Source organism: Methylobacterium sp. D48H (assembly GCF_053345715.1).
In genome coordinates, this window is record NZ_JBKFAP010000001.1 from 893,171 (window position 1) to 907,844 (window position 14,674).

At 69.9% G+C, this 14,674-nt stretch carries 12 protein-coding genes; 9 read left to right on the top strand and 3 right to left on the bottom strand.

Going from position 1 to position 14,674, the window contains the following annotated elements:
* The first annotated feature begins 50 nt into the window (after positions 1–50).
* The 4 genes from ACLBX8_RS04405 (at position 51) to ACLBX8_RS04420 (ending at position 3,338) form a co-directional block, all read left to right on the top strand.
* On the top strand, positions 51–647 hold the full coding sequence (locus tag ACLBX8_RS04405; RefSeq protein WP_447714656.1) for a NepR family anti-sigma factor: 597 nt from the start codon (positions 51–53) through the stop codon (positions 645–647).
* Between the two features lie 72 nt (positions 648–719).
* Complete coding sequence (locus ACLBX8_RS04410; RefSeq protein ID WP_042672246.1) at positions 720–1,649, top strand: transglutaminase family protein; 930 nt, start codon at positions 720–722, stop codon at positions 1,647–1,649.
* Positions 1,650–1,724: 75 nt separating this feature from the next.
* Complete coding sequence (locus tag ACLBX8_RS04415) at positions 1,725–2,543, top strand: transglutaminase-like domain-containing protein (protein WP_447714657.1); 819 nt, start codon at positions 1,725–1,727, stop codon at positions 2,541–2,543.
* A gap of 147 nt (positions 2,544–2,690) precedes the next feature.
* Positions 2,691–3,338 carry a L,D-transpeptidase gene (locus ACLBX8_RS04420; RefSeq protein WP_447680219.1) on the top strand — a complete coding sequence of 216 codons (648 nt, stop codon included), beginning with the start codon at positions 2,691–2,693 and terminating at the stop codon, positions 3,336–3,338.
* A 113-nt stretch (positions 3,339–3,451) separates the two neighbouring features.
* On the opposite strand, the gene ACLBX8_RS04425 is transcribed toward ACLBX8_RS04420, so the two are convergent.
* Together ACLBX8_RS04425 and ACLBX8_RS04430 are read right to left on the bottom strand one after the other, a co-directional pair.
* Positions 3,452–3,787 (bottom strand): hypothetical protein, encoded by a 336-nt coding sequence (locus tag ACLBX8_RS04425; RefSeq protein ID WP_020092880.1) that lies wholly within the window; start codon positions 3,785–3,787, stop codon positions 3,452–3,454.
* Between the two features lie 130 nt (positions 3,788–3,917).
* Positions 3,918–4,406, bottom strand: a complete 489-nt coding sequence (locus tag ACLBX8_RS04430; protein WP_012322487.1) for a phasin — start codon at positions 4,404–4,406, stop codon at positions 3,918–3,920.
* A 259-nt stretch (positions 4,407–4,665) separates the two neighbouring features.
* On the opposite strand from ACLBX8_RS04430, the gene ACLBX8_RS04435 reads away from it, so the two are divergent.
* The 5 genes from ACLBX8_RS04435 (at position 4,666) to ACLBX8_RS04455 (ending at position 13,600) form a co-directional block, all read left to right on the top strand.
* Positions 4,666–7,272, top strand: a complete 2,607-nt coding sequence (locus ACLBX8_RS04435; RefSeq protein ID WP_447714658.1) for a PAS domain-containing protein — start codon at positions 4,666–4,668, stop codon at positions 7,270–7,272.
* A 266-nt stretch (positions 7,273–7,538) separates the two neighbouring features.
* A complete protein-coding gene (gene acs / locus ACLBX8_RS04440; protein WP_020092882.1) occupies positions 7,539–9,485 on the top strand; it encodes an acetate--CoA ligase in 1,947 nt (648 codons plus the stop codon).
* Between the two features lie 135 nt (positions 9,486–9,620).
* Positions 9,621–9,992, top strand: a complete 372-nt coding sequence (locus ACLBX8_RS04445) for a DUF485 domain-containing protein (protein WP_020092883.1) — start codon at positions 9,621–9,623, stop codon at positions 9,990–9,992.
* Positions 9,989–11,671: a cation acetate symporter gene (locus ACLBX8_RS04450; RefSeq protein ID WP_447714659.1), complete on the top strand. Its 1,683-nt coding sequence runs from the start codon at positions 9,989–9,991 to the stop codon at positions 11,669–11,671. The genes ACLBX8_RS04445 and ACLBX8_RS04450 overlap by 4 nt, the downstream gene beginning before the upstream one ends.
* 294 nt (positions 11,672–11,965) lie before the next feature.
* A complete protein-coding gene (locus ACLBX8_RS04455; RefSeq protein ID WP_020092885.1) occupies positions 11,966–13,600 on the top strand; it encodes an MFS transporter in 1,635 nt (544 codons plus the stop codon).
* A 600-nt stretch (positions 13,601–14,200) separates the two neighbouring features.
* On the opposite strand, the gene ACLBX8_RS04460 is transcribed toward ACLBX8_RS04455, so the two are convergent.
* Complete coding sequence (locus ACLBX8_RS04460) at positions 14,201–14,440, bottom strand: hypothetical protein (RefSeq protein ID WP_020092886.1); 240 nt, start codon at positions 14,438–14,440, stop codon at positions 14,201–14,203.
* Between the last annotated feature and the right edge of the window lie 234 nt (positions 14,441–14,674).

Genomic DNA, 14,674 nt, shown 5'->3' on the forward strand with positions numbered 1-14,674 from the left:
TCGAGCGCCGCATCCTCGAGCGGCGCGGAAGTCGACTTCGGGGGGAGTCCTTGAAAAAGCACCAGACGAGCGCACCCCTGCCGCTCACCGATACGCTGTCACCGGGTATTCCGCTCGATCAGATCGGTCAGAAACTGGCGTCGTTCTACGATGATCTGGTCACCGAGGGCGTGCCCGAGCACCTGGCGGCCCTGGTCCGCCGCGTCCGGCAGAACGAGGGCGACGAGGCCGCCCCGGGCGCGCCGAGCGTCGTGGCGGCCGAGACCGGCCCGCCGCGTCTCGCGCTCGTCGTGGAGGACGATCCCGAGATCCGCGCGCTGGCCGAGACCCTCTTGGAGGAAACCGAGCTCGACGTGGTCGGGTGCGACAGCGCCGAGGCCGCCCTGTCGGTCCTCCAGGCGCGCGGGGGCGACGTCGCCCTCGTCTTCGCCGACGTCCGGCTGGCCGGCGAGATGGACGGCCTCCAGCTCGCCCGCGCGGTGGCGACCCTGTGGCCCCGTGCCCGCCTGGTGATCACCTCGGGCCACGGCATTCCCCGGCCCGAGCTGCCGGCCGAGGCCGTCTTCATCGCCAAGCCGTGGCGCCCCCTCGACGTGCTGGTCGAGGCCGAGCGCGCCGCCGCCGACCCGGCCCCGCCGGTGGTCTGAGGCGTTCCGCGCGGCCGGGCCCGGCCCTTGCATCGCCGGTGACCGCGTCGGCGCGAGCCCGGAGCCTGCGACTTGCCGATCCTCTCCGTCCGCCACCGCACGGTCTACCGGTACCGGCGTCCGGTCGCCTTCGGCGAGCACCGGATCATGTTCCGGCCGCGCGACAGCTACGATCAGCGGCTGATCGCGGCGACCCTCGACATCGCCCCGGAGCCGGCCGCCCTGCGCTGGCTGTTCGACGTGTTCGGCAACTGCGTGGCGGTCGCCACCTTCGACACCCGCGCCGAGACCCTGACCTTCGACTGCGGCATCACCCTCGACCACACCCCGGAGCACGCGCCGGTCTTCCCGCTGGCGCCGCACGCGACCCACTACCCGTTCGGCTACGGGGCCGAGGACATGCCGGACCTCGCCCGCTCCATCGAGCGGCAATGGCCGGACCCGCGGCACGAGGTCGATGCCTGGGCGCGGAGCTTCCTGCCGCCGCAGGGCCGTATCCCGACGCAGGAGCTGCTGGCCGCGATGACGCGCAGCGTGCGGGCGAACTTCACCTATCTCGCCCGCTCCGAGAAGGGCGTGCAGGATCCGCTGACGACCCTGCGCACGAAGCTCGGCTCGTGCCGGGACTTCGCGGTGCTGATGATGGAGGGCGTCCGGGCGCTCGGCATGGCCGCCCGCTTCGTCTCCGGATACCTCTACAACCCGCGCAACGACCGGGCGCGCCACGTCGGCGGCGGCTCCACCCACGCCTGGCTGCAGGTCTACCTCCCGGGCGCCGGCTGGGTCGAGTTCGACCCGACCAACGGCATCGTGGGCAACCGCGACCTGATCCGCGTGGCGGTGACCCGCGATCCGGCCCAGGCCGTGCCGCTGCACGGCTCCTTCTTCGGCCTCGCCAGCGACGATCTCGGCATGCGCGTCGACGTCGACGTGGTGGAACTGCCGGCCGACGGGCCGGCGGCCCGAACCGTGCAGGGGCCGGAGACGTCCCTGGCGCGTTGAGTTCGCGCGCACCCGGACTCGGAACGAGCGTGCGTGGCGACTCCGCGCGGACGGCGACAGAGCAAGGTGGCCCCGATGAAGATCAGGACCGGTTTCGATATCGCTTTCACGCTGTCGCAGCCGACACCGATGATCCTGATGCTGAGCGTCCATCCCTCGCGGATCGACGACGTGCTGACCCCGCACGCGATCGGGTTCGATCCGCCGCTCGAGGCGCGGACGTACCGGGACGGCTTCGACAACATCTGCCACCGCATCGTCGCGCCGCCCGGTCAGCTGACCATCGCGGCCGACTTCACGGTCGAGGATTCGGGCGAGCCCGATCCGGTCGTGCCGGACGCCCGGCAGATCCCGGTCCAGGACCTGCCCGACGACGTCCTGATCTTCCTCCTGGGCTCGCGCTACTGCGACACCGACAAGCTCTCGCAGACCGCGTGGTCCCTGTTCGGCGGCACGCCGGAGGGCTGGGCCCGCGTCCAGGCGATCGTCGACTACACGCACGAGCGGATCCGCTTCGACTATCAGCGCGCCGACGCGACCCGGAGTGCGCACGACGCCTTCATGCAGCGCGAGGGCGTGTGCCGGGACTTCGCGCACCTGGCGATCACCCTGTGCCGGTGCATGAACATCCCGGCCCGCTACGCCACCGGATACCTCGGCGATATCGGCGTGCCGAAGGACCCGGCGCCGATGGACTTCTCCGCGTGGTTCGAGGTCTTCCTCGAGGGCCCAGAGGGACCGCGCTGGTACACGTTCGACGCCCGCCACAACCGGCCCCGCATCGGCCGCATCGTCATGGCCCGCGGCCGCGACGCCACCGACTGCGCCATCTCGACCAACTTCGGCTACGCCCACCTCGCGCGATTCGACATCCACACGGACGAGGCCGCCTGAGCCGCGCACGCGTTCGTGATATCGCGCACCGCACGGCCAAGCCGGCCTGCGTATTCCGCCGGACAGCAAATTCCGGGCGGAAGTATGGAACTGCCAGCCTATGCTCACGCTTGTAATGGCAAAGGTTATTGCACAGGTAGGCCACTCATGAAGACCACGGTCACCGCACTCGCCGCGCTCCTGGGCGTGTCTGTTCTTGCCGCCACGCCCGTCCTCGCCGCTTCGTCGTACGATCCCTTCGGCACGGATAGTGCCGACGAGTACTACTCCGATCAGGGACAGTACGGTTACCAGGGCTCTTACGCCCCGGGCTACGGCCAGGGCGTGCAGGCCGCGCCGCAGGCGCAGGTCCAGCCGATCCCCCGCGAGATCGTCGCGTTCAACGGGCCCTACGCGCCCGGCACGATCGTGGTCTCCACCGCCGAGCGGCGCCTGTACTACGTGCTCGGCAACGGTGAGGCGATCCGCTACGGCGTCGGCGTCGGCCGTCCGGGCTTCAGCTGGAGCGGCACCAACAAGATCACCGCCAAGCGCGAGTGGCCGTCGTGGACGCCCCCGAAGGCCATGATCGCCCGTCGTCCCGACCTGCCGCGTTACATGGCGGGCGGCATCGAGAACCCCCTCGGCGCCCGGGCCATGTATATCGGCAGCACCGAGTACCGCATCCACGGCTCCAACGAGCCGGACACGATCGGTCAGGCGGTCTCGTCGGGCTGCATCCGGATGACCAACGACGACGTCACCGACCTGTACGAGCGCGTGAAGGTCGGCGCCAAGGTCGTCGTCCTGAACTGAGCGCGCGGCGCGGGATCACCCGCGCCCCTAGCCCGCCTGTGCCGCACGGGCCGCGTCATCCCACCCGGGGGCGCGGCCCGTCGCGTGTGCGGTCGCCTGCGCGGGGCTGTGCCTCAGGGAACGACGCGGCCGACGGCCGTCTGCGGCGGGCTGAACGAGGCGATCGGCATGTCGCAGAAGCAGCGCACGCCGAGGGGCCGCGGCCCCGGCAGCGGGCAGGAGTACGGCTTCGGGCCGGTGATTCCCTGCTGGACGGCGTCGCAATTGTAGCCGACCGGGGCGCGCTGCGCCCGGCGCGGGACCGGCCGGTAACCGCCGTCGTAGCCCGGATCGTCGTAGTACTGGGCGAAGGCCGCGCTACTCGGAGCGACGGCGGCGAGCGCCAGAGCGGCGACCGCCAGACGGAGAGGTCCACGCAGGCCGGATCGGCCGGAAACAGTGAGGCGCATCCCTGAACCCTTCACTCGGCGCGGACCCAACGCGTCCGCCCGGCGGCTCTCGGCGGCAATACCGGCGAAAACGAGACGGCCCGCCCCCCGGATCGGGAGCGGGCCGCGGCCCCGTTCGTCGGTGCGAGCGTCAGTGCGACGCGCGCTCGGCGGCGTCCTGGGCGTTCTGGGCCGTCTGCTTCGCGGCGTCCTGGCCCTGCTCCATGGCCTTGCGGGCCTCGTCGGCACCCTGCTGCATCGCCGACTTGGCGCGCTCGGCGCCCTGCTGCATCGCGCTCTGCGCGAGGCCGCTGAACTCCTTCGCCTGGGCCTGGATGGCGGCGAACTGGCTGCGGACGAACTCGGCCTGGTGCTGCATCGCCTCCTGCATGTCCCTGGAGCGGACGAGCTTCTGGGCGAGGTCGAAGGCCGCGTTCACGTTCTGCTCGGCATACTCGAAGCCGCGCGAGGACGCGTCCAGCGCGTTGGAGCGCGCCAGCTCGGCAGAGCCCTGCACGGTGTCGGCGGTGCGGCGAGCCGCGCCGATGAAGCTGTCGAACGCCTTCCGGGCCTGCTCGACGCTCTTCTCGGCGAAGTCGCGCATCTCGGCCGGAACTTCGTAGTTCGGGGGGTTGCTCATACGTCGTCTCCTCTCTTCATTGGCCTGTGGATGGCGCTTTGTGCGGTGCACAATAACTGATTCGCCGCCATATGCCACCCGCGCTCACGGCGTTAAGGTTGACATAACGTAAACGTGTGACGGTTGCGCCGAGAGTCCAGCGCCGCGGCGCGGGGGAGTTTACAATAGGGCTACGGTCGCGCGCGTTTCTCGGGCAAAGCGGGACCGTTGAGCGTCAGGATCGCGTTAGGGTTCGAGGTCGCGGGCTTTGGAGACGACAGTGACACCGACGGCCGCTGCAGCCCCGCCCGGGCTGGGGACTGCCTTCGCGACCTGGGAGCGCCTGCCCGCGCTGGCGGCCGCTCTGGGCGCGCGCGACGCCGTGCATCTCGTGATCGATCCGTCGGAGGCCCGGATCCTGTCCGCGTCCGAAGCGGCGGCGGGTCTCGCCGCGGTTCTGGACGGCCCGGCCCTCGCCGACCTGACCCGGCAGATCGCGACCGCGGTGGCGGGTGACGCCGCGCCCCGCCTCGCGCGCCTGCGCCTCGATGTCCGCCGGATCGCGCCGCCGGTCCTGTGCTGGCTGGCGCGCGGCGCGCAGGCCGACGGCCGGCCCGCGATCCTCGTCGTGCCGACCGCGCCGGTGGCGTCTGGCCGCGCGCGTCCGATCCGCCCGCTCGATCCGTCGGTCGACGCGCCCGCCGGGCATCCGGTGGCGGCGCGGGCGCTTCCCAAGGAGCCGCAATCGCCTCCGGCGACTCCGCTCCGGCGCGACGACCGCTTCCTCTGGCGCCTCGATGCCGCGGGTGTCCTGACGACCCTCACAGGCCCGGAGGCGCTCGCCGGGCTGGTCGGGCAGCGCTGGCAGGATCTGGCCGAGAGCGGGCGCCTCTCCGGCGCCGACGCCGTGCTGGCGGCCCTGCGCGACCGGCGCACCTTCCGCGGGGAACCGGCGGTCCTCGATGCCGGCACCGGGGCGTTCCGGGTCGACCTGTCCGGGGCCCCGCTCGGGCGGGGCGACGCGGCCTTCTCGGGCTTCGGCGGCTTCGGCCTGATCCGCAGCGCCCCGGCCGGCAACCCGAGACCGGTCGCGACGCCGGAGCCGACCCCGGAGCCCATGCTCGAGCGCGTTCCCGAGCGCGTTCCCGAGCCCGTGCCCTCCGCGACGCCGGAGCCGGCAACGTCCGAGGTTGCCAAGCCCGCTGCCGTCCCGGCCGGGACCGGCGACGCCGCGATCCCTGTCGCGATTCCTGTCGCGATTCCTGTCGCGGTCGACGCGGATCATGTCGCCGCGCCGCTGTCGAACGACGAGCACGCCGCGTTCCGCGAGATCGCCCGCGCACTGGGCGCCCGCTACGCCGGTGACGAGGCCGGATCGGGGTCGCCCCGGACCGCGGGTGGGGCGGTCATGCCGTTCCCGGCGCCGCAGGCCGGCCCGGCGGAGACCGGCGCGACCGCCGCGGATCCCGATGTCGAGACCGGGCCAGTGGAGGCCGAGCCGGTCGCCGACGCGCCGTCGTCCCCGGAATCCGATCTCCTCGGCGGATTGCCGGTGCCGGTTCTGGTCCATCGCGACGGAGCGATCGTCGCGGCGAACCGCGCCTTCCTCGATCTGACCGGCCATCCCGACCTGCCGAGCCTCGCGCGCCTCGGTCTCCCGGGATTGCTCCCCGGCCTCCCCCCGGCGGAGACGGCCGACCCGTCCGCGCGCCGGACGACCGTCGCGACGGCCGACGGCGGCGCCCGTCCCGTCGAAATCCGGGCCGGCGCCCTCCCCTGGTCGGGCGCGACCGCGACGTGCCTCGTCGTGCGCCCGGTCGAGGACGCCGACATCGCCGACGCCCTCTCGGCCGAGCGCCTCGCCCGCGCCGCTGAGACCGAGCGGACGGCCAGCGCCGAGGCGACTCTGGACGCGCTGGACACGGGCGTCGTCACGGTGGACGGGGCCGGGCGCATCGTCGCGCTGAACCGCGCGGCGGCTGGCCTGTTCGGCTGCGATCCGCGCGAGATCGTCGGCAGCAGCTTCGTCACGCTCTTCGACCGGGAGAGCGTCCTGACGGTCGCCGATGCCCTGAGGGGCACCGCCCCGGGGCGGCGGATCGTGCGCATCGACGGCGCTCGGATGTCGTTGACCGTGGCGGCGGCGGCGGGCCGGCGCGTGGCCCAGATCGCCCGAGCCGAGGACGAGGCCCTCGCGCGGAGCGCGGAGGGCGGCCCGGAGCCCGCGCCGGGCCGCGCCGATGCCCTCGACCGGCTCGGCTGCGCCGTCCGCGAGCCCGTGTCCGGGATCGTCGACCTGGCCGGCGCGATGCTGAAGGAACCGTTCGGCCCCCTCGGGGACGCGCGCTACCGGGGCTGCCTCGCCGAGATCAAGGCCTCGGGCGAGGCGATGCTGGAGCGCGTCGGGAAGCTCCTGGACCTCGCCGCCGTCGAGGCCGGCGCGCTCCACCTGGAGCCGCGCGCCCTCGACCTCAACGACGTCGTGGCGAGCTGTGTCGCCCAGCTCCAGGGGGAGGCGGCGCGGGGGCGCATCGTGATGCGGACGAGCTTTTCGACCGATATCGGCGACCTGGAGGCCGACGAGCGCTCGGTCAGCCGCGCGGCCAGCTTGGTGATCGAGAACGCGATCCGACGCTCCACGGCCGGCAGCCAGATCATCGTGTCCACCGGGTCCGCCGAGCGGGCGGGGATCGCCGTGCGGGTGCGCGAGACCGGCGCCGGCCACGCGCCGCGGGCGGCAGCGCCGCAGGGCGATGTCGAGGACGGGCTGGCGCTGCCGCGGGCGCTCGTGGAGGCCAATGGCGGGCGCCTGCAGCTCTCCGCCCGACCGGAAGACGGCACGCTCGTGGAGATCATCATGCCCGCGCGGCGGGCGGCCAACGGCTAGGGGTGAGCGCCCCCCACCCCCGCGGGGCGGAAACAGAGGGCCGCCGGTGACAGCGGGCTCGGGCGCGCGCGCTTGACAGCGCAGCATCGAAGCCCCAATCAGCCCTTACATTGCGCCCAATCTATTCACGGGAATTGAGCTGCGCAGGAGCGCGCCAAACTGCGATGATATCGTCATCGTAGATTGGCGGCTACGTTACTTTGGAAGTCCTGGCTGCGCGGCGGAGACCGCGATACGATCGGGCGCCAAAACAGGGATGGGACGCCATGGTAGGCAAGGTGATCGAGGTTCAATCCGCGTGGCGCGAGGGTGCGCACGTGGACGATGCCAAGTACCGGGAGATGTACGCGGCTTCGGTCGCCGATCCCAACGCGTTCTGGGCCGAGCACGGCAAGCGCATCGACTGGATGAAGCCGTTCTCGACGGTGAAGAACACCAGCTTCGAGCCCGGCAAGGTCTCGATCAAGTGGTTCGAGGACGGCAAGACCAACGTCGCCCATAACTGTATCGATCGCCATCTCGAGACCCGCGGCGACCAGACCGCGATCATCTGGGAAGGCGACAACCCCGACGAATCCAAGCACATCACCTACCGCGAGCTGCACGCGCAGGTCTGCCGGATGGCCAACGTCCTGCGCAACCGCGGCGTCGGCAAGGGCGACCGCGTCACGCTCTACATGCCGATGGTCCCGGAAGCCGCCTACGCGATGCTCGCCTGCGCGCGGCTCGGGGCGATCCACGCCATCGTGTTCGGCGGCTTCTCGCCGGATTCCCTCGCCTCGCGCATCCAGGGCTGCGGCTCCAAGGTGGTGATCACCGCCGACGAGGGCCTGCGCGGCGGCCGCAAGGTGCCGCTGAAGGCCAATGTCGACGAGGCGATCAAGCGTCTCGGGACCGACCTCGTCGACCACGTGATCGTCGTGCGCCGCACCGGCGGCAGCGTCGCCATGGAGGCGGGCCGGGACGTCTACTACGACGAGGCCGCCGAGCAGGTGACGGACGAGTGCCCCGCCGTGGCGGTGGAGGCCGAGCACCCGCTCTTCATCCTCTACACCTCCGGCTCGACCGGGCAGCCGAAGGGCGTGGTGCACACCACCGGCGGTTACCTCGTCTACGCGTCGATGACTCACGAGTACGTCTTCGATTACCGCGAAGGCGACGTGTACTGGTGCACCGCCGATGTCGGCTGGGTCACGGGCCACAGCTACATCGTGTACGGGCCGCTCGCGAACGGCGCCACGACGCTGATGTTCGAGGGCATCCCGACCTACCCGTCGACCTCCCGGTTCTGGGAAGTGGTCGACAAGCACAAGGTCAACATCTTCTACACGGCGCCGACCGCGATCCGCTCGCTGATGGGCGGCGGCGAGGGGCCGGTGAAGAAGACCTCGCGGCAATCGCTCCGCGTGCTGGGCTCTGTGGGCGAGCCGATCAACCCGGAAGCCTGGGAGTGGTACTACAACGTCGTCGGCGACCAGCGCTGCTCGATCGTCGACACGTGGTGGCAGACCGAGACCGGCGGCATCCTGATCACCCCGCTGCCGGGCGCCACCGCCCTGAAGCCGGGCTCGGCGACCCGGCCGTTCTTCGGCGTGAAGCCCGAGATGGTCGACGCCGAGGGCAAGGTCCTGGAGGGCGCCTGCGAGGGCAATCTCTGCATCGCCGATTCCTGGCCGGGCCAGATGCGCACGGTCTACGGCGACCATGAGCGCTTCGAGCAGACCTACTTCTCGACCTACCCGGGCAAGTACTTCACCGGCGATGGCGCCCGCCGCGATGCGGACGGCTACTACTGGATCACCGGCCGGGTCGACGACGTCATCAACGTCTCGGGCCACCGGATGGGCACCGCCGAGGTCGAGTCGTCCCTGGTCGCCCACCCGAAGGTGGCCGAGGCCGCGGTGGTGGGCTACCCGCACAACGTGAAGGGCCAGGGCATCTACGCCTACGTGACCCTGAACGACGGCGAGGAGGGCGACGACGCCCTGCGCAAGGAGCTCGTGACCTGGGTCCGCAAGGATATCGGGCCGATCGCCTCGCCGGACCTGATCCAGTTCGCGCCCGGCCTGCCCAAGACTCGCTCGGGCAAGATCATGCGCCGGATCCTGCGCAAGATCGCCGAGGACGATTTCAGCTCGCTCGGCGACACCTCGACGCTCGCCGAGCCGGCCGTCGTCGACGACCTGATCGAGAACCGGCAGAACCGGGGCTGATCGCACCCGCGCCGCCCCGGCGGCGCGGGTTCGGACCGGGGCGGGTGCCGGGGCGGCGCCCGCTCCCAACAAGAACCACGAGTCTCAACGCGAAGAACCGGGGGGCCAGAGCAGGCCCTCGCGGGAGGAACACCCATGAGCGGCACGACACTGAACACCCGAGGGCGCGCGGCGCCCCCGGGACCACGCCCACGCGAGACGGCCGCCGATCCGCAGGTCGAGCGGATCGCCCGGACACCCGAGTTCCAGCAGCTCGTTCACGAGCGCACCCGCTTCGCCTGGATCCTGACGATCCTGATGCTGGTCGTCTATTTCGGCTTCATCGGCCTGATCGCCTTCGACAAGTCGCTCCTCGCCGTGAAGGTCGGCGGCACCGCCTCCCTCGGCCTGTTCGCGGGCGTGTTCGTGATCCTGTTCGCCTTCGCGCTCACGGGGGTCTACGTCGCCCGGGCCAACACGCGCTTCGACGCGCTGAGCGAAGCCCTGAAGCGGAGCGTGGCCCGATGAACCGCCTCCTCCTCGGCCTGACGCTCGCCACGATCGTCGCGAGCGCCGCCTACGCGGCCGGCCCGGATCTCGGTGCCGTCGCGCAATCGGCCACGAACTGGCCGGCCATCCTGATGTTCCTGTTCTTCGTGCTGCTGACGCTCGGCATCACCTACAAGGCCGCCAAGGGCACCAAGTCGGCCGCCGACTTCTACGCGGCGGGCGGCGGCATCTCGGCCGGCACCAACTCGCTGGCGATCGCCGGCGACTACATGTCGGCGGCCTCGTTCCTCGGCATTTCCGGCCTCGTCTACACCTCGGGCTTCGACGGGCTGATCTACTCGACGGGCTTCCTGGTCGGCTGGCCGATCGTGCTGTTCCTGATCGCGGAGCGCCTGCGCAACCTCGGCAAGTTCACCTTCGCCGACGTGGCGAGCTTCCGCCTCGACCAGACCGCGATCCGCATCATCTCGGCGGTGGGCACCCTGGTGGTGGTGGCCTTCTACCTGATCGCCCAGATGGTCGGCGCGGGGAAGCTGATCCAGCTCCTGTTCGGCCTGCCCTACCTCTACGCGGTGATCATCGTCGGCGTCCTGATGATCGTCTACGTCGCCTTCGGCGGCATGAAGGCGACCACCTGGGTGCAGGTGATCAAGGCCTGCCTGCTGCTCGGCGGCGCCACCTTCATGGCCGGCGCGGTGCTGCTGAAGTACGGCTTCAACCCGGAAGTGCTGTTCGCCAGCGCCGTTCAGGTCCACCCGAAGGGCGACGCCATCATGGCGCCGGGCGGCCTCGTGTCGAACCCGGTCGAGGCGATCTCGCTCGGCGTCGGCCTGATGTTCGGCACCGCCGGCCTGCCGCACATCCTCATGCGATTCTTCACGGTCTCGGACGCCCAGGCCGCCCGCAAGTCGGTGTTCTACGCCACCGGCCTGATCGGCTACTTCTACATCCTGACCTTCATCATCGGCTTCGGCGGCATCGCGCTGCTGATGTCGGACCCGGTCTACTTCAAGCTCGGTCCGGCCGGCGCCTTCGACAAGCTGAAGGACATGATCGGCGGCACTAACATGGTGGCGGTGAACCTCGCCAACGCGGTGGGCGGGCCGTACTTCCTCGGCTTCATCTCCGCGGTGGCCTTCGCGACGATCCTCGCGGTCGTCGCCGGGCTCACGCTCGCCGGGGCCTCGGCGATCAGCCACGACCTCTACGCCCAGGTGATCGCCCGCGGGCGCACCACCGAGAAGCACGAGGTCAACCTGTCGAAGATCTCGGCCGTGGTGATCGGGATCGTGGCGATCTACCTCGGCTACGTGTTCGAGAACCAGAACGTCGCCTTCATGGTCGGCCTCGCCTTCGCGGTGGCGGCGAGCTGCAACTTCCCGGTGCTGGCCATGTCGATCCTGTGGCGCGGCACCACCACCTGGGGCGCGCTCGCCGGCGGCCTCGTCGGCCTGCTCGCGGCGGTCATCATGGTGGTGCTGTCGAAGGCCGTGTGGGTGACCACGCTGGGCAATCCCGCCCCGCTCTTCCCCTACGACAACCCGGCGCTGTTCTCGATGCCGCTGGCCTTCGCGACGATCTGGGTCGTCTCCCTCGTGGACAAGTCCCGCCGGGCCCAGCGCGAGCGGGCCGCCTTCGAGGCGCAGTACGTGCGCTCCGAGACCGGCATCGGGGCGGCCGGCGCGCACGCGCACTGACGGCCTTCCGAAGCGTCGAACAGGCGAAGGGCGCGGCGCGAGCCGCGCCCTTCGTCGTTCCGGTGACAACTGCGTACGCGCCCATGTTGATGGGGGTCTTCACGATCGCTTTACCGGTTGACCGCTCCGATCGGTGCGATAACGCATAGGTGATCTGCGCCGTGCGCAGAACCGCCCGGGAATCGGGCCGGTGAGCGGGCGATCCGTGTCGCGGGCCGCCCAAATGCGTCTGGGAGGACCTGTTTCATGGCTGTGGCAACCGCGAGTGCGCGGACAGGGGACGCCGCGAGGCCGATGACGTCGGCCGAGAAGCGGGTGATCTTCGCGTCCTCGCTCGGCACCGTGTTCGAGTGGTACGATTTCTATCTCTACGGCTCGCTGGCGGCGATCATCGGCGCGCAATTCTTCTCGGCCTACCCGCCGGCCACGCGCGACATCTTCGCCCTGCTGGCCTTCGCGGCCGGCTTCATCGTCCGCCCGTTCGGCGCCCTCGTGTTCGGCCGCGTCGGCGACCTCGTCGGCCGCAAGTACACCTTCCTCGTCACGATCCTGATCATGGGTCTGTCGACCTTCATCGTCGGCATCCTGCCCAACGCGGCGACCATCGGCATCGCGGCCCCGATCATCCTGATCGTCCTGCGCCTCGCCCAGGGCCTCGCGCTCGGCGGCGAGTATGGCGGCGCGGCGACCTACGTGGCCGAGCACGCCCCCAACGGCCGGCGCGGCTTCTACACGAGCTGGATCCAGACGACCGCGACCCTGGGCCTGTTCCTGTCGCTGATGGTGATCCTGGCGACCCGGACCATCACCGGCGAGGCCGCCTTCGCCGAGTGGGGCTGGCGCATCCCGTTCCTGGTCTCGGTGCTGCTGCTCGGCATCTCGGTCTGGATCCGTCTCCAGCTCTCCGAATCCCCGGCCTTCCAGAAGATGAAGGAGGAGGGCAAGACCTCGAAGGCGCCGCTCACGGAGGCGTTCGGCCAGTGGCGGAACGCGAAATTCGCGATCATCGCCCTGTTCGGGCTCGTCGCCGGCCAGGGCGTGGTCTGGTACACGGGCCAGTTCTACGCGCTGTTCTTCCTGCAATCGATCCTGAAGGTCGACGGCTACACGGCCAACCTGCTGATCGCGTGGTCGCTGCTCTTCGGCACCGGCTTCTTCGTGGTCTTCGGCTGGCTGTCCGACAAGATCGGTCGCAAGGTCATCATCCTGGCGGGCTGCGCGATCGCGGCGGCGACGTTCTTCCCGATCTTCAAGGGGATCACCTCGACGGCCAACCCGAAGCTCGAGGCGGCGATCGAGAACGTGAAGGTGACGGTGACGGCCGATCCGGCCGCCTGCGGAACCCTGTTCAACCCGGTCGGGACCCGGGTCTTCACCCAGCCCTGCGACCTCGCCCGCGACTTCCTGTCGAAGTCGTCGGTCCGCTACTCGACCGCCCCCGGCGCGGCCGGCCAGCCCACCACGATCCGGGTCAACGACACCGAGATCCCGTACCCGCAGGGCGGCAACGTCGAGGCCAACAAGGCCACGACCGCCGCGCTGCAGGCCGCGGGCTACCCGAAGGCCGGCGACCCCGAGATCGTCAAGATGTCGAACCCGTTCGACATCTTCCGGCCGCAGGTCGCGCAGGTGATCGGCCTGCTGTTCATCCTCGTGCTCTTCGTCACGATGGTCTACGGCCCGATCGCCGCCATGCTGGTGGAGCTGTTCCCGACCCGGATCCGCTACACCTCGATGTCGCTGCCCTACCATATCGGCAACGGCTGGTTCGGCGGCCTCCTGCCGGCGACCGCCTTCGCCATGGTGGCCCAGACCGGCGACATCTATTTCGGCCTCTGGTACCCGATCGTCATCGCGGTCGCGACGGTGATCATCGGCGTGTTCTTCGTGCCGGAGACCAAGGATCGCGACATCTTCGCCGACACCTGATCGGCGCGAGCCGACCGGACCGAGGTCCGGCGCGTGTCAAAGACGCCCAGGCAGCTCACGCTGCCTGGGCGTTCTCGTTCGTACGGCACGACGCGGCCATCCCGCTTGTGTCGAGCCTGCAACGCGGCGGCGAAATAGCGACCCGTGCGGTTCCTCACGGATTGCGTTTCGTCTGATCCTATACGGATGTGTCAAGTATCGAGGCCCGGCGGAAACAGGCCTCCGCCGACCGGATCCGGAGCGTCAATTGTCCTGGTCCAAACTTTTGATGTTGCGAGAGGCGACTTATTGCAACTGCAAGTAATCTGACCGGCGACCCTGAGCTCATCGAAGGCGCGCCCGTCACCCGAGCCTGGACAAGATTTAACCTGCCGACAATCGGCCCGGTGGAACCCGATGCGGTACGAGCCCGTATCGGCTTTCCCTCCGCACCGGGCCCCTGGGATATCGAACGTGAACACCGTCCTGACACTTCTGCGCAGTCAGCCCGGCACGAAGCCACCGCTTCTCCTTGTGATTACCTGGTCCCTCGTCGCCACTGGGCTCTGGATCCTGATCAACGGGTACGCCGGACGGCTGGTCTGGTGGTGGTGATGCGCCTCACCGCCCCCGATCGCTCTCGGGGTACCCGGTGAGATAGGCGCCGAGGAGATACCCTGCCTGATGCGCGGTGAGATATCCCAACACGATCAGGACGCGCAGCAGGTCGATCCCGTAGACCGACACGAAGATCGTCGTGGCGGTGAACAGGATTACCGACGAGGTCAGGGCGAGGATGATCACCGAGTAGGATCGGCCGAGAAGCCATCCCACGAGAAACAACAGCGCTGCGACCACCATCTCGTCACTCGACCCGGAGCTGTTCCAGGAAGTTCTCCACGCGAGCTTCCGGCGCATTTCTCCGCGATGATGGCGTGCGGCCGAGAAAATTTCAACCCGCGGCGCAGACACCGCGCCTATTCGATAAGTTTGGAATATTACACCCGTAATGTTGCACCAAAGATAGTTTTCCCGGACGCCGACCATTCATTGCCGAGCTTGGTCGGGCACCGCGTCTGTTCACGGCAATGCTGG